At 44.3% G+C, this 19,439-nt stretch carries 14 protein-coding genes; 8 read left to right on the top strand and 6 right to left on the bottom strand.

The features are described from left to right. Positions 1-7 precede the first annotated feature (7 nt). The 6 genes from ACFOHL_RS13960 (at position 8) to ACFOHL_RS13935 (ending at position 8,453) form a co-directional block, all read left to right on the top strand. Positions 8-3,196 (top strand): efflux RND transporter permease subunit, encoded by a 3,189-nt coding sequence (locus tag ACFOHL_RS13960; RefSeq protein WP_376920847.1) that lies wholly within the window; start codon positions 8-10, stop codon positions 3,194-3,196. A gap of 121 nt (positions 3,197-3,317) precedes the next feature. Further along, positions 3,318-5,537: a YHYH protein gene (locus ACFOHL_RS13955; RefSeq protein ID WP_376920846.1), complete on the top strand. Its 2,220-nt coding sequence runs from the start codon at positions 3,318-3,320 to the stop codon at positions 5,535-5,537. 221 nt (positions 5,538-5,758) lie between these two features. Continuing rightward, entirely contained in the window at positions 5,759-6,331 is a 573-nt protein-coding gene (locus tag ACFOHL_RS13950) for a DUF7010 family protein (RefSeq protein WP_376920845.1), read from the top strand. An 85-nt stretch (positions 6,332-6,416) separates the two neighbouring features. Beyond that, on the top strand, positions 6,417-7,565 hold the full coding sequence (locus ACFOHL_RS13945; protein WP_376920844.1) for a sensor histidine kinase: 1,149 nt from the start codon (positions 6,417-6,419) through the stop codon (positions 7,563-7,565). Continuing rightward, complete coding sequence (locus ACFOHL_RS13940) at positions 7,562-8,164, top strand: response regulator transcription factor (RefSeq protein WP_376920843.1); 603 nt, start codon at positions 7,562-7,564, stop codon at positions 8,162-8,164. The genes ACFOHL_RS13945 and ACFOHL_RS13940 overlap by 4 nt, the downstream gene beginning before the upstream one ends. Then, a complete protein-coding gene (locus ACFOHL_RS13935; RefSeq protein WP_376920842.1) occupies positions 8,139-8,453 on the top strand; it encodes a hypothetical protein in 315 nt (104 codons plus the stop codon). Before ACFOHL_RS13940 ends, ACFOHL_RS13935 begins: the two co-directional genes overlap by 26 nt. A gap of 315 nt (positions 8,454-8,768) precedes the next feature. Here the strand turns inward: ACFOHL_RS13935 and glmS are convergent, their stop codons facing one another. The 5 genes from glmS to ACFOHL_RS13910 all read right to left on the bottom strand — a co-directional run bounded on the left by glmS (position 8,769) and on the right by ACFOHL_RS13910 (position 14,940). Continuing rightward, positions 8,769-10,598, bottom strand: a complete 1,830-nt coding sequence (gene glmS / locus ACFOHL_RS13930) for a glutamine--fructose-6-phosphate transaminase (isomerizing) (RefSeq protein WP_376920841.1) — start codon at positions 10,596-10,598, stop codon at positions 8,769-8,771. Positions 10,599-10,608: 10 nt separating this feature from the next. Further along, the gene (gene glmU / locus ACFOHL_RS13925; protein WP_376920840.1) at positions 10,609-11,982 is read right to left on the bottom strand and encodes a bifunctional UDP-N-acetylglucosamine diphosphorylase/glucosamine-1-phosphate N-acetyltransferase GlmU; all 1,374 of its coding nucleotides are present in this window, start codon (positions 11,980-11,982) and stop codon (positions 10,609-10,611) included. 121 nt (positions 11,983-12,103) lie between these two features. Continuing rightward, positions 12,104-13,003: a DMT family transporter gene (locus ACFOHL_RS13920; RefSeq protein WP_376920839.1), complete on the bottom strand. Its 900-nt coding sequence runs from the start codon at positions 13,001-13,003 to the stop codon at positions 12,104-12,106. A gap of 45 nt (positions 13,004-13,048) precedes the next feature. Then, entirely contained in the window at positions 13,049-13,546 is a 498-nt protein-coding gene (locus ACFOHL_RS13915; RefSeq protein ID WP_376920838.1) for a methylated-DNA--[protein]-cysteine S-methyltransferase, read from the bottom strand. After that, positions 13,543-14,940, bottom strand: coding sequence for a DNA-3-methyladenine glycosylase 2 family protein (locus ACFOHL_RS13910; protein WP_376920837.1), 1,398 nt, complete (start codon positions 14,938-14,940; stop codon positions 13,543-13,545). Before ACFOHL_RS13910 ends, ACFOHL_RS13915 begins: the two co-directional genes overlap by 4 nt. A 116-nt stretch (positions 14,941-15,056) precedes the next feature. Between ACFOHL_RS13910 and ACFOHL_RS13905 the strand changes: the two genes are divergently transcribed. Together ACFOHL_RS13905 and ACFOHL_RS13900 are read left to right on the top strand one after the other, a co-directional pair. Then, positions 15,057-16,160 carry a serine hydrolase domain-containing protein gene (locus tag ACFOHL_RS13905; RefSeq protein WP_376920836.1) on the top strand — a complete coding sequence of 368 codons (1,104 nt, stop codon included), beginning with the start codon at positions 15,057-15,059 and terminating at the stop codon, positions 16,158-16,160. A 68-nt stretch (positions 16,161-16,228) separates the two neighbouring features. Further along, positions 16,229-17,410 carry a GGDEF domain-containing protein gene (locus tag ACFOHL_RS13900; RefSeq protein WP_376920835.1) on the top strand — a complete coding sequence of 394 codons (1,182 nt, stop codon included), beginning with the start codon at positions 16,229-16,231 and terminating at the stop codon, positions 17,408-17,410. 39 nt (positions 17,411-17,449) lie between these two features. Here ACFOHL_RS13900 and speA read toward each other — a convergent pair whose 3' ends face one another. Beyond that, positions 17,450-19,390, bottom strand: coding sequence for a biosynthetic arginine decarboxylase (gene speA, locus ACFOHL_RS13895; protein ID WP_376920834.1), 1,941 nt, complete (start codon positions 19,388-19,390; stop codon positions 17,450-17,452). Between the last annotated feature and the right edge of the window lie 49 nt (positions 19,391-19,439).

Here is a 19,439-nt window from a genome sequence, read left to right as displayed (position 1 = left end):
GGTAAGCATGAATTTTTCTCACTTTTTTATCGATCGACCCAAGTTTGCTACCGTCTTATCGCTGATTACTCTAATTATTGGCTCTATCGCCTATTTCACCTTACCCGTGCAACAATACCCAGAAATTGCACCACCAACCGTGCAAGTCACAGCCGTTTACCCAGGTGCCAATGCTGAGATCGCCGCTAAAACCGTCGCCACGCCATTAGAGCAAGAAATAAATGGCGTCGAAAATATGTTGTATATATCATCGCAATCGACAAACGATGGCAGAGTGACTGTCACTGTCACCTTCAAATTAGGCACAGACTTGGATACCGCACAAGTACTTGTGCAAAACCGCGTCGCGGTTGCCCAGCCTCGTCTTCCTGAAGCCGTAAGAAGACTGGGCGTCACCACTAAGAAAAACTCGCCTGACATGATGTTGGTCATTAACTTATTTTCACCAAACGACACCTATGATCAGACTTTCATCGCCAATTACGCAACCTTGCAGATAAAAGACGAACTCTCCCGTATTGATGGTGTGGGTGATGTTCTGTTGTTTGGTGCAAGTCAATATTCGATGCGGATATGGTTAGATCCCAACCTTATTGCTTCGCTTGATATGACCGCGCAAGAAGTACTCACTGCACTAAGAGGACAAAATGTCCAAGTCGCCAGTGGTGTGCTCAATCAAGCACCTGTACCCAGTGGGCAAACCGCATTTGAAATTAATGTACAAACCCAAGGACGCCTCACAGAACCCGAGCAATTTGAGGATATCGTTATTAAAAATGAGGGCGGTCGCATCGTAAGGCTCCGTGATGTCGGACGGGTAGAATTAGGCGCAGAGTCATACGTCACACAAGGTTACTTGGGTAAAAGCAAAGCGGTAGCGTTACCTGTGTTCCAACGTCCAGGCTCAAATGCACTTGAAACCGCAGACCAAATACTACAAACAATGGAAAAACTAGCTCAAGACTTTCCTGAAGACTTGGAATGGACAAGCGTTTACAATCCAACCGAGTTTATCAGTCAGTCTATCGATGCGGTTGAGGTCACAATATACGAAGCCGTTGCCTTAGTGGTACTTGTTATTATTTTATTCCTACAAAACTGGCGGGCTGCACTCATTCCCATTGTCGCGATCCCCGTGTCTCTCATCGGCACATTCATGGTAATGAGTGCACTAGGTTTCTCACTAAATAACTTGAGCCTCTTTGGCTTGGTACTGGCTATTGGAATAGTAGTAGATGATGCGATTGTAGTTGTCGAAAACATGGAGCGTTTGATGTCGAAAGGCATGTCAGCACTACAAGCCGCTAGAGAAACAATGACGGAAGTCGGCGGTGCCCTTGTTGCAATGGGGCTAGTACTGGTAGCCGTATTTTTGCCCTCAGCATTTATGGGCGGCATTACCGGACAGTTTTTCAAGCAATTTGGCGTGACGATAGCCGTGGCGACAATGATCTCGGTAGCCGTATCCTTGATACTCAGTCCCGCAATGTCAGCTATTTTGTTCAAAGGCCATGCTCGAAAACACAGTAGCGAGAAAAGCCGCAACCCTATTACTATTTTCTTTGCCGGATTTAACAAAGTAATGGATGCTACATCTGCTGGATTTGGGCGCCTAATTTGTCGTTTAGTTCGGATGGTCAGCCTAGCCGTGGTGGTGTATTTGGGTTTGATGGTGCTTACTGTTAATCAATTTGTAAAAGTCCCCACTGGGTTTATTCCCGCTCAAGACCAAGGCTACTTTATAGTCGCGTTTCAGCTACCTCCTGGCGCTTCGTTGACGCGCACAGATAAGGTCACGCAAGATATTATTGATGCCGTCATACCGATTGAAGGTGTCAAAAATGCGGTCGGTTTTACCGGATTTTCAGGCGCCACATTCACTAACGCAACAAATGCAGGTGTCGTGTTCACACCATTAGACAGTTTTGCCGATAGGCAAGCCGCTGGCGTCGAATACGAAGCCTTGTTCCAACAACTACAGGGAGCCGTTTCGCAAATAAAAGAAGCCTTTATTGTTGTCATCAAACCACCGTCTGTACGTGGTATCGGCAACGGGGGCGGTTTTAAAATGATGCTTCAAGATAAAGCTGGGATAGGTTTGCCAGCACTCGAAGGCGCGATGTGGCAATTAGCCGCGGCCGCCAATCAAGCGCCAGAAACGACGCAGGTTTTCAGCTTTTTCGAAACCAGTACACCGAGCTTATTTGCTGACATTGATCGTGAACGCGTAGAGCGTTTAGGTGTCTCCGTATCGGATGTATTTAGTGCCTTAGAAATATATTTGGGCTCAGCATTTGTGAACGACTTCAATTATTTGGGTAGAACATTTAGGGTGACAGTGCAAGCTGATGCCCCCTACCGAATGACGCCAGAAGATATCGGTCGCATACGCGTAAGAAACAAAAATGGCGATATGGTGCCACTTAGCTCTGTGGCGACCTTTGAATATCAGTCAGGCCCGACACGCGTACCACGCTACAATTTGTTTCAATCTGCTGACCTAATTGGAGAAGCTGCACCGGGATATAGCTCCGGTGAAGCCCTTGGCGCAATGGAGCGTTTAGCCGAACAAATCCTCCCTGTGGGTGTCGATTACGAATGGACTGAACTTGCCTATCAACAAAAAGAAGCAGGAAACACCGGTATTATTGCCTTTGGTTTAGCTGTTATGTTTGTGTTCTTACTGCTTGTTGCGCAATATGAAAGTTGGACCCTTCCCTTGTCCGTTATCTTAATCGTACCCATGTGCTTGTTGTCAGCGATTACTGGGATCATGATTGCGGGTTTAGATAACAATATTCTCACTCAAGTTGGCTTAGTTGTGCTCGTCGGCTTAGCAAGCAAAAACGCCATACTCATAGTTGAATTTGCCAAGCAAAAAGAAGATGAAGGTATGAACATTTTCAAAGCAGCATCAGAAGCCGCCATGTTACGTTTGCGACCCATTCTTATGACGTCTTTTGCGTTTATACTTGGTGTTGTACCTCTTGTGTTGGCAACGGGAGCGGGTGCGGAAATGCGCCAATCACTCGGGGTAGCTGTATTTAGTGGCATGTTGGGTGTACTCATATTTGGTCTTATATTTACCCCTATTTTTTACGTGCTTTGCCGCCGTATGTCATTGCTGTTTGCTTCAAAAGAAGCGAGAGAAAAAGCGTTAGGCAGGCAAACACAAACTGCGGCAAGCGAGCACTAACAACTACTATATGTAAAGGGACAGCCCTGAATGTCAGGGCTTTGTAAATAAAGCGTAAAGCCGCAAAAATCAACTTTTTAATAGCGTAGTATCCTCTCTGTAGTACAAGAGAGGATAAGCTATGAAGAGATTGTATTTTGCGTTTTTAACCTTTATCTCACTAGGCATAGTCGCTTGTGGTGGCAGTGGCGGCGGCGAAAACACACCCACGAGCACCGGCTCACCAGCAGTCGAAACACCCGATACACCCGATACTGAAACACCGACAGAAAATAAGCAACCGAATATTCTACTCATCATATCTGACGATCAAGGGCTAGACGCCTCAGCTCAGTATAGTTTTAGCGACGATCTTCCACATACTCCCACTTTGAATGTACTAGCTAACAACGGACTTGTGTTTGATAACGCTTGGGCAACACCTTCATGCACAACAACAAGAGCCACAATAATCACTGGAAAATATGGGATTAATAGCGGCGTCACATACACACCGGCTGTGCTTTCTGACGAACACCAAAGTATCCAATCATATCTAGCTGAAAATCCGAATACAGAAAACTACAGCTCGGCGGTTTTTGGCAAATGGCATCTCGGTGGAGGTGGAAACAACAGTGAGCTTGCTGAACACCCTGCTACTATGGGTATCCATCACTTTGCTGGCAACCTAGGCAACATTGATGACTACTATAACTGGGAATTAACTGTAAACGGCGAGACTCAAACCAGTGACGAATATCACACCAGCAAAATTACGGACTTAGCGATAGAGTGGATAGCCGAACAAAACTCACCATGGTTCGCATGGCTTGCCTATTCCGCCCCTCATTCCCCTTTTCATTTACCACCGAGTGACTTGCATGAGCGAACTCTCAGCGGAGACAGCACGGATATAAACGACAATAGACGCGCTTATTACTTAGCCGCTATTGAAGCGATGGATACCGAGATTGGGCGGCTGCTCGATACGCTTGATGAACAAGCGAGAGAAAATACCTTAATTATTTATATCGGAGACAACGGCACACCCTCTCGCATTATCGATACCAGCAGTTTTGCCAGTGATCACGGCAAAGGCAGTCTGTACCAAGGTGGTATTGCTGTTCCATTAATCGTATCTGGCGCTGGTGTAGACAGGATAAATGAACGCGAGGATGCCTTAGTTACTGCCACTGATTTATTTGCCACGCTTGCACAAGCAGCGGGAGCAGACCGAAGTACTATTCATGACAGTCTGAGTTTTTATAATTTGCTCTCTGACAACACATCGACGACAGCCAATCAGATTTTCACAGAATTTGAGTCTGCTTCTGTAACGGGTATAGCCGTGCGAAACAGTACCCATAAGCTGATCCAGTTGAATGACGGCAGTGAAGCGTTTTATGCGCTGACTGAAAACTTTTCTGAGCAAGACAACCTTATCAACAATGCGCAATATAGCGCGCAAATTGAACAACTTAGAGAGTATGCTAGTAGCATAAACGGTAACACGCTTAACAAAGCAATAGATATCACTAACGCCATATTGACCAATGGCAGTGGAAATTGTGCCGACTACATTGCCCAATATACCTCAACGGTAAACGATGTCGGAAGAGATGCCGTATTCATGGGAGATCTAGAAATAACCCTTGATAACAACAAATGTATTTTTACGACTAATGCCATTCCTAATCACGACTTTAATGACGGCGGGAATGCCTTCCCCAATAATGTATCTGAGCAAAATGACCGCTTTGAAATCACCATTTCACCTCAAAAATCAACTACCCCGACAGCACTCAGTTTAAGCATAGACAACGCGATATTATTGAACGGTGTAAAAGTCGACTTGTTAGCCGCGGGTTGCTTTGGCGTTGGTGACGGTAAAATAGGTTGCAATGATATGAGTACACCTTGGCGATACGACCCAATGCACCCTGAAAGTGGATTTAGAGTCGACAGCCATAATGCCCATGCGCAACCAGACGGCACCTATCATTACCATGGCTCGCCTTTTGCTCTATTTGCTGATAATAGCAACGAAGTTTCCCCTGTGATTGGTTTTGCTGCTGATGGCTTTCCTATTTATGGCTCCTATATTGAAGACAATGGTCAGATCCGCAAAGTACAATCTAGCTATCGCTTAAAATCCGGCACACGACCCAACGGCGAAGGTGAACCTGGGGGAAACTACAATGGCCTGTTCAGAGACGACTACGAATACCTTGAAGGCGCAGGTGACTTGGACGCTTGTAATGGTATGACCGTAGATGGCGTATATGCTTACTACATCACCGATGATTACCCTTATGTATTAGCTTGCTTTACTGGCGAGCCTGATCTTAGTTTTTATAAGTAGCCGTTGATTGAGCTAAATAACCTGAACTAGAGTGCACATATTATGTGCACTAAGGGTTTCACAACGTTCATAGCGCCTGACAAAAGCACCAGATCCACAGAACCAAACAACAAATGACAAATGTCATGTTCAATTCATGACATTCGGCAATTACCATTCATGCAGTCTACTGGCACACTATTTCCATCTTAGAGTGAATATATTTAAAGGTGGATTCCGGTATGACAACGCAAACTCTAGAGCAACAAAGAGAAGCATTTAAGCAACGTAGATTTTTGGCGATGCCCTTAGCAGGCATGATTGTATGGGCAGCAATGGGCTCAATTGCCCCCTTTGTGGACGAATACACTAAGACAATGATGTTATATATTGGTACGGGAGGGATATTTTACATTGGTGGGGCGCTTTCCTACTTAACCGGCGAACGCCTGTTCAGCCGAAAAAAAGAAAAGAATGTATTCGACGGCTTATTTTTTAGTGGCGTGATCATGGCTCTATTGGTTTTTGCTATCAGTATTCCCGCTGCACAAGCAGATTATCAAACCCTATCACTCAGTATCGGCGTGCTATCGGGCCTAATGTGGATACCCTTCTCGTGGATTGTTCAACATTGGCTTGGCTATTTTCACGCCATTAGTAGAACCTTATCTGTCGTAACCGTATGGTATTTGTTCCCAGATCATAGAGTCGAAGCCATTTCATTCGTCATCGTTAGTATGTATGTGGTATCCATTAGTATTTTGGAATACCTGCATCATCAGAAACAATCCGTAAAAACAGCGAGTGTTTGCTGATCTATATTCTACTTGATGTGCCCGTGGTAGCATGACTCCTTGTTTTTCAATAAAAAAGCAAAATGATAACGATAAGGATCTCACAATGAATTCAGAGCTACGACTCCCACTTTTGGCAGAGGGCCGCAAAAAAAAGTGGGCGTATAGTTCCTTACTGTTTTCTTTGTTCTATTTCACACCTTTATTTTTTGGTGACACATATAGCCATAGTCAATACATTGTTGTTGCATCATGCTATGTGGCGTTTGTTGGGGTTTACTTAGCAACGGTCAACGCACCTAAAAAACGGATACCTTGGTTGTTGGGGTGCTTGTTTTTGATTAACAGCATTGCCAACCTAATTAACATAGGCGGCGGCGTTCTTTTTGGTTATATGAGTTTTATCCTCGGCTATTATTATCGCCCTCGAATAAGCGCACTAGTCACCGTATGCATTGTGCTCAGTATTATTGTATTACAACAGGTGTTGTATGTTGGTCTGTGGATGTTTGCTCTAGCCTGCGCGGTCAACTGCTTAGCACTGCTGTGTTTTGGTGTTATGGAACGACGTGAAACAACCCATCTAATCAAAGACAAGCAAGCAAAAGAAGCCTTAGGTACTCTCAGTGCGATTGCAGAGCGCGAACGCATTGGCAGGGATTTACACGATGTTGCTGGGCACGCCTTAAGCGGCATCTCACTCAAGGCACAAGTCGCAGATAAATTAATGGAAAAAGGTCAGTACGAAAAAGCGAGTGCCGAAGTAAAAGAGTTGGCCAGATTGTCACAGAGCTTGTTAAGCGAAATTCGCAAAACCGTGACGGGCATTAAACATCTATCAATGCTAGATGAAATGGAAAAGGCTTTCGCACAACTGAGAGACAAACAATTTAGTGTCGAAAAACAAATCGACACAACAATTATCCCACGTTTAACAGCATTGCAAGAGACCAACATTACACTCATTATTAAAGAGTGTGTCACCAATGTACTGAGGCACAGCAAGGGTAACAAGGTTATTGTTGCACTTTTAGATGAAGGAGAAAACGGCTCGATGATTGTTCAAGACAATGGACAAAACGTGGCGAACACGTCGACGACCAACATAGTAAAAGGTAACGGCTTAACTGGGATTGAAGAGCGCGCAGCCCTTATTAATGCAACAGTATCGATACAGAGCAATGACGGCTTGCGAATCGCATTGCGTTTCCCCCTTTCCAAAAGCGCACATATCCTTGATAAGGAAATACGATGACAGATGTGATGGTCGTAGAAGACCAAAGTTTGGTGCGCGATGCCATCGCTACCCTATTAAGTTTGGAAGACAAGATAGAGATCGTTGCTAAATGCGCAGACGGACAAGCTGCGCTTGATTGGCTAGCAAACAACCCCGCACCTGATCTGATATTAAGCGATATTGAAATGCCAAAAGTATCTGGCTTGCACTTAGCAGAAAAGCTACGCGATAACTGCAAAAGCAAGTTTGTCATTATGACAACATTTGCCAAACCAGGTTACATAAAACGCGCACTACAAGCAGGCGTAGCCGGTTTTATATTAAAAGAAGCAGACAGCGAGTACTTACTTAACAGTATTCAAAGTATTATCAATGGCAACAAAGTTATCGAACCTGAACTGGCCATGATGGCGCTAGAAGACAACAATCCATTGAGCTCAAAAGAAGCAAAAGCCCTTACCTTAGCCAGTGAAGGGCTGACTACAAAAGAGGTGGCAGCACGTCTATTTTTATCCGAAGGTACAATTCGGAACTATTTATCAGAAGCCATCACCAAACTACATGCAACAAACCGCGTTGACGCCGCGCGCATTGCCAAACAAAAAGGGTGGTTGTGATTTGTCGGGACTGGTGAATGAACTTAATGTCCGGATTCCTATTCTTCGTGACATAACGAGTGAGCAAGATCACCAGCAAGCGTTATCGCTCATGGAAGAATTAATTGAGGACTACGATACCAACCTAGTTGTCATCGAGGCGTTGAGCAACGCTATTACGCGCTACGAAGCTGAAGCAGCTTCTTTTAGCGAGTTTAATCAGCGAAGCGAAGCTGAAGATCCTGCTGTAGCCACGCTCAGAGTATTGATGGATCAATATGACTTGAACACAACCGACTTTAAAAATTGAATCGGCGGCAAAAGTATGGTGTCTCAAGTATTAAATGGCGGTAAACGCCTAACACGCGATCATATTGAACGCTTGGCAACACGCTTTGGGATAAGTCCTGCGCTGTTTTTCAAGTAAGGAACCTAAACTCTGGATAAGGAATTGATGATGAAAGTATTGATAGCGATTATTTCGTAAAATACCGTAAAGCGTTCAATTCAAAATAGAGTCTATGCTGCCAACTTTCTTTTAGATTCACCGAGTGAAGCGAAGCGCATATTAAACTCTATTTCGGTCATTATTTAACTTACAACACAAAAACTCATCAACCCCCAATCACTCAACCGTCACACTCTTTGCCAAGTTTCTGGGCTGATCGACATCCGTTCCTTTGATCAAGGCCACGTAATATGACAACAACTGCAAAGGAATGGTGTAAATAATCGGCGCAATTGACTCCATGCAATGCGGTATATTTACCACGCGCATGGTTTCGTCACTAGCGAATTCTGCTTCTTTGTCTGCAAAAACGTACATTATCCCGCCTCGGGCGCGTACTTCTTCTACGTTGGAGTGTAGCTTTTCCAATAGCTCGTTGTTGGGCGCTACCACGATCACAGGCATTTCTGCATCGATCAAGGCTAATGGGCCGTGTTTTAGTTCTCCCGATGCGTAGGCTTCTGCATGAATATAAGAGATTTCTTTGAGTTTGAGTGCGCCTTCCATTGCTATTGGATACTGATCACCACGCCCCAAAAACAAACTGTGGTACTTGTCAGAAAACTCTTCTGCCAAGTCTTCTATTTCTTTTGCAAGTTGCAGGGTTTCTTCCAGCTTAGTGGGCAAGCTCAATAGCGCGTCAATGATGTTTTGCTGGGTATCTTTTGGCATGGCTTTATGTTTGCCAATGGCGATGGCTAACATCAGCAAACAAGCTAGTTGGGTGGTAAAGGCTTTGGTCGAGGCCACACCAATTTCGGTGCCTGCTCGAGTCATAAACGACAACTCGGATTCACGCACCAGTGATGAGCCATCAACATTGCAAATCGCTAGGCTGGAGTTATAACCGATTTCTTTTGCTAACTTCAGCGCAGCTAGTGTATCAGCGGTTTCGCCCGATTGAGAAATCGTCACCAATAGGCTATTTGCGGGCACCACTGACTTGCGATATCTAAACTCAGAGGCGATTTCGACATCACAGCTCACCCCAGCATATTGTTCTAACCAATACTTGGCCGTTACGCCCGCATGGTATGATGTCCCACAAGCAATGATTTTCACATATTGCGTTTTTTCAAAAATGCTCTCAGAACCCTTACCAAATATATTTTCAGCCAGCCCGTCAGCACTAACACGATCTTTTAGGGTATTGCGGATCACGCTTGGCTGTTCGTAAATTTCTTTTAACATGTAATGGCGATAACCTGCTTTATCACCCGCATCGTGCTCAATGAGAGATTCAACTATTTCCCGCTCTACCTGATTACCTTGAGCATCAATAATTTTAACGGTGGTGCGCGTAATTTCTGCCACATCACCTTCTTCTAAAAAGATGAAACGGCGAGTGACTGGTAATAAAGCCATTTGGTCTGACGCGATAAAGTTCTCGCCGAAGCCTAGGCCGATCACAAGTGGGCTGCCTGAGCGCGCGACAACCATGGTATTTGGGTCTTCTCGATCAATAACCACGGTACCGTATGCACCGTGAAAACCTTCGACAGATTTTAGTACTGAGCTTAGTAAATCGCCTGTTTGTGCCATATGCTCGGCAATAGAATGAGCGATGGTTTCAGTGTCAGTATCAGAGGCAAAGCGATAACCTTTTTCGGCTAAGCTTTCACGTAATTTTTTGTGGTTTTCGATGATGCCATTGTGCACCACGGCAAATCGGTCTGTACTGATATGTGGATGTGCGTTAGTTTCTGTCACGCTACCGTGCGTTGCCCAGCGCGTATGAGCAATACCTGTTGAACCCAAGCCGTTCTCGTTTGTTATGGCATCACTTAGGCTTTGAACTTTGCCGACGCGTTTTATGCTATTAAGTTGTCCTTGGTGTATAAGCGCCACACCTGCTGAGTCGTAACCTCTATACTCTAGGCGTCTCAATCCTTCTAGTAATATTTGAACTACGTTGCGTTCGGCAACTGCACCTACAATTCCACACATAAAATCTTCTCTATTTTTCTAGCTTGCTTGGGCGTACCCAATCTTGAATGTTCCGTTGTTTGCTTCGCGCAACCGCTAGCTCTTTATCGGCAATGTCTTTGGTCACTGTACTGCCCGCACCCACAGTGGCATGAGCACCAATGGTGACAGGCGCGACTAAGGCCGAATTCGACCCCACAAACACACCATCTGCAATGGTCGTTTTAAACTTATTCACGCCGTCATAGTTGCAGGTAATAGTACCAGCACCAATGTTTACATTAGTGCCCACTTCGGCATCACCAACATAACTCAAATGATTGACTTTACTACCTTTGCCAATCTTGGCTTTTTTAACTTCAACAAAATTGCCAATTTTCACCCCCTCAGCAAGCTCTGCTTTAGGCCGGAGCCTTGCGTAAGGGCCAATTTGGCAATTACTCTCAAGGCTTGCATCTTCGATATGCGAGAAAGCCTCTACTTTAGTATCTGCACCAATCACGCAGTTTTTTAACACACAGCTAGGGCCGATACTGACGCGATCGCCTAAGCTAACCTCACCTTCGAATACTGCGTTTACATCAATACTGACATCTTTACCTACCTGAATGTTTCCGCGGATATCAATACGCTCAGGATCAAAGATATGTACGCCGGCCAATAACAGATCTTCGGCTTGTTTGCGTTGGTAGGCGCGTTCTAAGCTTGCCAATTGTGCGCGGTTGTTGATGCCTTCTACTTCTTTTTGCCAAGCCGGTTGTGCTGCACCAATTTTTTTACCCTCATTTGCTGCCATGGCAATAACATCAGTCAGGTAATATTCACCTTGGGCGTTATCGTTAGACAGTGCGGCTAGCCATCGTTTTAAATCTTTACCCGACATAATCATCATACCGGTATTGATTTCGGTAATCTTAAGTTGCGCCTCTGTCGCATCTTTATGCTCAACTATCGCGGTAATGTTACCTTGTTGCTGTGGATCGCGAATAATACGCCCCATACCACTGGGATCTTTCATATTTACCGTTAGTAAAGCCAAATCGTGTTGTTGTTTGGCAAGTACCAAGGCTTGCAGGGTTTGCGTACTTATAAGTGGCGCATCGCCAACGAGTATTAACGCATCGTCATCGTCACTCACGTGTGCCTGCGCTTGCATAACGGCATGCCCTGTACCCAATTGTTCCGCCTGTAAACACCAATTCAGCTCATGATGTGAAAGCCGATCTTTGAGCATCTCACCACCATGCCCATATACAAGATTGATGGCACGGTAGTCCAAGGGCTTCACTGCGTCGATGATATGTTCTACGATGGGTTTGTTTGCGAGTGGGTGCAATACTTTGGGTAAGTCAGACTTCATTCTGGTACCCTTCCCTGCCGCCAAAATGATAACGGATAACGCCATTTTCGTTCCTCAAAAACTAGTTGCGCAAGAGTGTACTTAAGCTCTTAGCTATTGTCAGCATTTTTTACAATTTATTGCAAATCGTTTGTCTTAATCGACGACATACTAGTTTGTATTAGGGTTATTCGGCTCTAGCTTCTAACTTTCGACGTTTCAACAGTTTTATGGCATTGGTAGCAAGGACTACGCCGACTAAAATTAGCGCCGTTCCGACTACTTGCTTAAATGAAAGGCTTTCATCCAAAATAACAAGGCCCCAAAAAATGCCAAACATGGGGATCAAATACCCCACTGATATTGCGCTACTCGTACCTACTTTTGCAATCAAATCAAAATACATGACGTAAGCGATGCCTGTACATACTATCGACAAAATGGCCGCAGCAAGCCACGCATTTTGAGAAGGCATTTCACTTGGTAAAAACCAAAGCGTAAAAGGCAATAACATGGCTGCCGCCATTATTTGGCTACCTGCGGCGACAGCAAATGGCTTAGCTTTTGACAAGTGCTTTTTCATATAACTTGCCGCAATGGCGTAACACAAAGCAGCTCCTAGGCCAGCGAAAACAGGTAGTAAAGATGCTGAACTTGATGTTTTTTGATCAAAGCTAATCACCACTACACCAGTAAACCCTAATATCATTCCCAATAAACCCGAGCGGCTGATGTGATCTTTGAGATACAGCCACGATACCACTACACCAAACATAGGCGCAGTGGCATTAAGAATCGCCCCCAAAGACGAATCAATGTAGCTCAAGGCGTAGTTGTATAGTGAAAAAGGAATGGCAGTATTAAGCAACCCCACAACAAAAAGGTGAGGCCAATTGCGCCGTAAATCGCGGCTTTGTTTTCTCATCCAAACGATAGGCAGTAAACACAAAGCAGCACCCACCGCGCGCACTTCAACCAGCGCAAACACACCAAATTCTGGCGCGGCAATGCGCATCAACATAAATGATGCACCCCATATTGCCCCTAGCAGTATGAGTTCTGCAAAATCAATGGCTTTCAAAATCATTCTACCCTTTTGTGACTGATGTGATAAACATACCGATGTAATAACTCAGGGCGCTTGCAGCGCAAATTCCGCGCCCTCTAACCCCAATAAGAATGATTTTCTATGCAGACCACCTGCATACCCAGTTAGTTTACCGCTGCTACCGATCACTCGATGGCAGGGGATGATAATTGAAATTGGATTTTTACCATTTGCTGCACCCACAGCTCGACAGGCACTTGGCTTATCCAATTGCGTCGCAATATCCAAATAAGATACCACTTTACCAAAAGGTACTGTCAATAGTTGTCGCCAAACATTTTGCTGAAAAACGGTGCCTTGCGGCGCCAAAGGCAGATCAAAACGCTGCAGTTTGCCAGAAAAATACGCCCCAATTTGTTCTTTTGCCATTCGGCTAATAGCATTTTCATTGACTGAGGTTTGTTCAGAATAAAAACGCACTGAATGAACAGCGTGCTCAGTGGCCAATATGCGGACAAAGCCAATATCTGTTGTTAATTCAGATACAAAATGTGTGTCATGTGTTGTCACTGCCTTGCTCATGCTCGATTCCAAATAGTAAAGGTTAAATAACTTTGCCAAGGTGCAGATCTAGGGGCGTCAAGTTGAATACCTTGAGTGCGTAAACTCTCGACTTGCTGCTTTATCACTAAGTCTGTAGCTAAATAAACGTCTGTAGAAGCATGTGTGCGCATTTTGACGTACTCGCAAGTCCATGATCCGATTCCCTTTATTTCAAGCCATTCGTCAATACTAGCGTCAGGGTTGTTATGCAACAAGCTAGCTACATCGCGCAAAGCCTGCTTTCGTCTTTCGGGCATTTTTAAAAATGGCAATGATGATTGTGAAACGTCAAGGGCAGTCGGAAAAGCGCCATCTTTTGACAAGTGTTCATGCAATCGGTTCAAGTGAGTAATGGCTGCTTTGATGCTGACTTGCTGACCCAATACCGCTCTGCAAGCCGCTTCAAAACGATTGGCAACACCGGGTATCCGCACCCCAGGCATAATGTCATTGCTCGGCAAGCCACTGTTTTTTAGTGCCTGCTCAATGACTAAAGGTGCGGCATGTAAATCAAGCATAATATGCACGGCTTGATAGATAGAAGACAAAAGGCTCAGGTGCTCTGTCGAAAACTTCAGTGTAAAACCACTGTTATCTGGTTTATGTATCAGCATGATAGGCACTGCTCGGTCATTTATACTAAGTATTTTTGCAACGCTATTGCTTGTGATTTTTTCGTTGCCTGCTATTGCCCGTAATTCTAAAAAATCCCTTAAGGCTTCCCATTCGTAAGGCGGGCGATAAGGCAAAAACATCTCGATTTGTTTACTCGCACTGTCACTAATAGATTGGCGATTAGACTGACGAATTTGCTTGGGTGTTAAATTAAATTTGCTCTTGGTATGTACCTGTAGTTGCCGTGCCCCCGAAAAGCCCACACTCTGTGCTATCTCCTCTATAGTAAATTGAGTTTGATGTAAAAGGCGTTTTGCCGACAGTAATTGGTGGTAAAGCCGGTACTGTTTTGGCGACACTTGTAAATACTCGGCAAACAACTTTGTCAGATACCTAGCTGAAATACCTAGGCGTTGAGAAATCTCCTCAATGCTTTGACATGGGTACTCAACGAGCAGACTGCAGGCTCTTTTGACCGACGTTTCTACACCCAACCAGGCAAAAGACATAGGCGCACTATCTGGGCGACACCGCAAACAAGGGCGATACCCGCGCTGAATAGCATCAACTGCCGAAAAACTATATTCTACATTTTTTTCTTGCGGCAATCGCACTCTACAAATTGGACGACAAAACACACCTGTGGATTTCACAAGTATAAAGAACAAACCATCGAATCTGGGATCTCTTGCCAGCCTTGCCCTACTGCACTGTTCGACCGTTAAATACGCGTTGTTCACTGCTTGATTGGATGACATGTCTCTTCAAAAAAATGATAATATTGCTAAACTTTATGTAGTAGTCTACGTCAAAATAAATCCGAAAAGCGTGTTTTTCGGAACTCGTTGTTGTCAAATAAGAAAAGAGTTAGCTGTTGATTCGAATATTCATCATAATCCTTAGTCTTTTGTTCCCAATTTACGCTTTTGCCGAAGCTTGGATGGATAGCTATGCAGTCAAGGTAAGGAATCAAGCCAAGAAAAATGGTATCCCCGGCTTTATCTTTGTCATCGTTGAAAAAGATAAACCCAACCGCTACTACACATTTGGCCATAGCGAGCGTGGTGGTCAACGTATTGGTAAAGATACGATGTTTAGACTCGCCTCAGTATCCAAAACCTTTACTGCGGCTTTAGTCGCTAAGCAACAACCCTCAGCGCTTGGCTGGCAAACGCCGCTTAAAAACCTCACCCCCGAATACAGCTTTGACAAACACAAAGACTCCCCTATTTTACTCCGTCATGTGATTGGGCAATCTACAGGTTTTATCCCAAATGCTTATGACAATTTAATCGAAGCCAATTACAAGCGCCCTCGTGTACTGAAAGAATTATCGGGCTTAAAACCTATCTGTAAACCTGGTCATTGCTACACCTATCAAAATGCTTTTTTTGGTGTGCTTGAAGAGCATTTTATTTCTCAAGATTCGTCTTTTGAAGCTCAGCTAGAACAACACATTTTTACGCCATTAGGCATGCAAGCAAGTGTTGGCAAGAAAAACTTGGAAGCGGCACCCAAATGGGCTAAACCTCATGCCGCAGTGGCAAAAAACAAATGGGTGAAAGTGAGAGTAAAAGATGATTATTACCGTTTTTCTCCCGCCGCGGGTATAAATGCTAGCGCTGAAGATCTAGCCACTTGGCTAAGAGCCATGTTGTTAGAAACGCCAGAGGTCGTTAGCGCAGATATGGTGCGCGACATGACGCAAGCGCGGGTAGAGACAAAGAATGAGCTTCGCCGTCGTGGTTGGCGAGGAAAGCTCAAAAGCGCACACTATGGTTTAGGCTGGCGTGTATACAATTTTAACGGCATAAAACTTAACTATCATGGGGGCTGGGTACAAGGATATCGCGCTGATGTCTCTTTTGCGCCTGAATTAGGTGTTGGTTTCGGTTTTCTAATGAACGCCGAAAGCAATTTAATAAATACCGCTACGCCTGAGTTTTGGACGAAGGTCACCGAGCGGAATAAGAGCTAAACCCTTTAAAGTTAATGCCGATAACGGAGAACAGCAGTTAAATAAGTCACTTGAGTATCGCCCCTTATATGAAGGAAAGTATTGCCCGATTAACACAAATTGAAGTGATCGATTTGCTGTACAAGCAATCATGGCGCGTGGCTATTGCTCATCCTATTTCGGGTTTAATATTGGCAACATGGCTAATGCCTGTGGCTGATAGCCATACCCTGTTCACATGGCTTAGTACCGTAGTTCTACTCTCCGTATTACGTCTGACATTGTTTTTCATCTATACAAAAAAACGCGACGCAATTCAGTCTGAACAGTTCAAGTACTGGAAGTATACTTGGATGGCTTTTTCAGTAGTAGTTGGCCTTTTGTACGCCCTCGCGTTTATTTATTTTGTCCCCATGGACAAGCCAGAATATGTCATGTCTATTGGACTGTTTGTTGTCATTTTAAGTGCAGTAGCCTGTATTGGGTTTGGTGCCAGTTATTTAAGCACCTTAAGTTTTTATGTGCCGATCACGGTTCCGAGTTCTGTTCACCTGCTTGTGAGTGGCGGGCAAGCTGGCTTGATAGCGTTCTTAAGCATTCTTTTCTTTTCGGGAATCGTGTTGAGCTTACTAAGAAATGTTAACGCCGCATTTAAAAAGTCCATTTCTTTAAATTTCCAATATGGTCACGAAATTGAAAAACGAAAAATCGTCGAACATCAATTACAAGAAATATCGCGAAGAGATGGCTTAACCGGTTTATTTAATCGGCGCTATTTTGACGAAATACTGACGACAGAAATAGGCCGCGCTTTTCGAAATCATTCGAACTTGTCGCTAATACTGCTCGATGTTGATCATTTTAAAGAGTACAACGACCATTATGGGCATGTCGCGGGTGACAATTGTCTAATTGAAATCGCGCAACACCTTTCGCATTTAGCACAAAGAAAAGGTGATTTGATTGCGCGATATGGCGGCGAAGAATTTGCGATTATTTTACCCAATATTGATGCACAAGGCGCGTTTAGCTTTGCGGAAAAATTACAGCTCTATATTCAAGAAAAGCGCATTCCGCACGTCACATCTAAACTCACTTATTTGCGTTCAATTACTATCAGCCTTGGTGTCACTACCTTGCCACCACTGAGCAAGCTTTCAGCAGAAAAGCTTATTACGCGTGCCGACAAAGCTTTGTATGAAGCCAAGCGCCAAGGCAGAAATCGCGTGAAATATTACGAATCCCTTAACTTCGACCAAGATACTGCCTGAGTTCTGCGCGCTTAGACCCAAAAGGCGCGCCTACAATCTTCATTTATTCGTACTCAGATAGGTATAACCAGACAAGCACTGCTCGTAAAAATCTGTCCATTTTACACCTTCTCTAGGTTTGATATTGCCTTCCGCAACTTGTCTATCAATGAGCTTTTTCACATCTCTTGCCATGGCATCTGGGTGATATTGCATCACAGATAGCACTTTATCTACGTTAGAGCCTTTTACCACTTCTTCAATATAAAAGTCTTCAGGATCATCATCATAACTGAATATATGCACTTCGTTTAAACGACCAAATAGGTTGTGCATGTCCCCCATCACGTCCTGATAAGCGCCGGTCAAAAACATGCCTAAATATAGTGGCTCATCTTTGGGGATATCGTACATTGGTAATACATCACTCATCTCATGATCAACGATGAACTTATCTATTTTACCGTCGCTGTCACAGGTAATATCAACCAGTGAACAGTCTTTTGTGGGGGGCTTATCCATGCCTGTCAAAGGAACAACGGGTAAGATTTGATCGATTGCCCAACTATCGACAGCCGATTGAAAAATCGAAAAATTACACAGATATTGTGAACTCAGTGAAAAGTCCAATGACTGTAATTCTGCTGGCACAAAGTCAACCAATCGATAATAAGCTTGCACTTTACGCATGATTTGCCAGTACAAGGTTTCGATTTTGCCTAATTCTTCTAAACTGATCACTCGCAACTTGAAGGCTTCAGACGCCTGTTCTTTCCATTGCGTCGCATCATTGTATACTTCTTGGTAATTTTGTTGTTGTTCAATACACTGATGTAACTCATACAAATTTTTTAGTAAAGTGTGATCGTCGTCTTTAGGTGTGGTGTCTATTTCTGCACCATCGGGCGCAATCTCGCCTACTACCTCTGTAATAACACAACTGTGGTGCGCTGTGATCGCGCGACCACTCTCGGTAACAATATTGGGGTGAGGCACGTTTTCTAAATCACACACTTCACGCAGGCCGTAAACGACATCGGCAACGTATTCATCTAGTGTGTAATTTCTTGAAGAATCATTAGTAGATTTACTACCATCGTAATCAATGCCTAGCCCGCCCCCAACATCAACATATTCCAGTGCAAACCCCATATGAATCAGTTCGGCATAAATCATGGCACTTTCGTTGACCGCATCTTTTATTGCCCGAATATCAGGAAGTTGTGAGCCGATATGAAAATGCAGTAATTTGAGTGCGTCATGCATATCGTGGCTTTCAAGATAGCGTGCGGCTTTGATTATTTCTGCGATGGTTAATCCAAACTTTGCTCGAGAACCGCTCGAACCTTGCCAGCGCCCCATACTCTTGACTTGCATTTTTGCGCGTAAACCAACGATAGGCTCAATCCCTAAGCGCTTACTCAAATCTACTAGGGAGACCAACTCACTGAATTTTTCTATGACCACCACAACTTTACGACCTAAACGACGACCTAACAGCGCCAAGCGCATAAATTCTTCGTCTTTGTAGCCATTTAAAATAGTCAAAGCTTCGGGATTGGTATTGTAAGCAAGCACTGCAAGTAATTCGGGCTTTGACCCCGCTTCAAGACCAAAATCATAGGGCGCACCTGCATCCACGATTTCTTCAACCACTTCTCGCATTTGATTGACTTTTATGGGGTAAACGCCTCGGTACACACCTTGGTAATTGGCTGAATCAATTACCTTTCGGAATGTTTCGTTAATATTAACCACCTGCGCCCGTAAGACGTCATGGAAACGAATGACAACTGGGAATTCGATCCCTTCTTGGCGAATTTCGTCAATTACAGCTTTAAAATCAATTTTCACATCTGGTGTGGATGGCTCAGGAATAACATGTATATGGCCGTTATCACCTATTTTAAAATACCCGCCCCCCCAACTCGAGACGCCATATACCCGCTCAGCTTCGCTGATTGACCATGTTTGTCCTTGTTGATTTTTGTTTTGCCCCATAACTATTCTCTGACGCTACTACCGCATATTAATTGCCGCGTATTATAGC

It is taken from the genome of Agaribacter flavus (genome assembly GCF_042646125.1).
GTDB classification, from domain to species: domain Bacteria; phylum Pseudomonadota; class Gammaproteobacteria; order Enterobacterales; family Alteromonadaceae; genus Glaciecola; species Glaciecola flavus.
The sequence above is the reverse complement of the archived record's forward strand: the minus strand, read 5'-3'. Positions and strand labels throughout refer to the sequence as shown.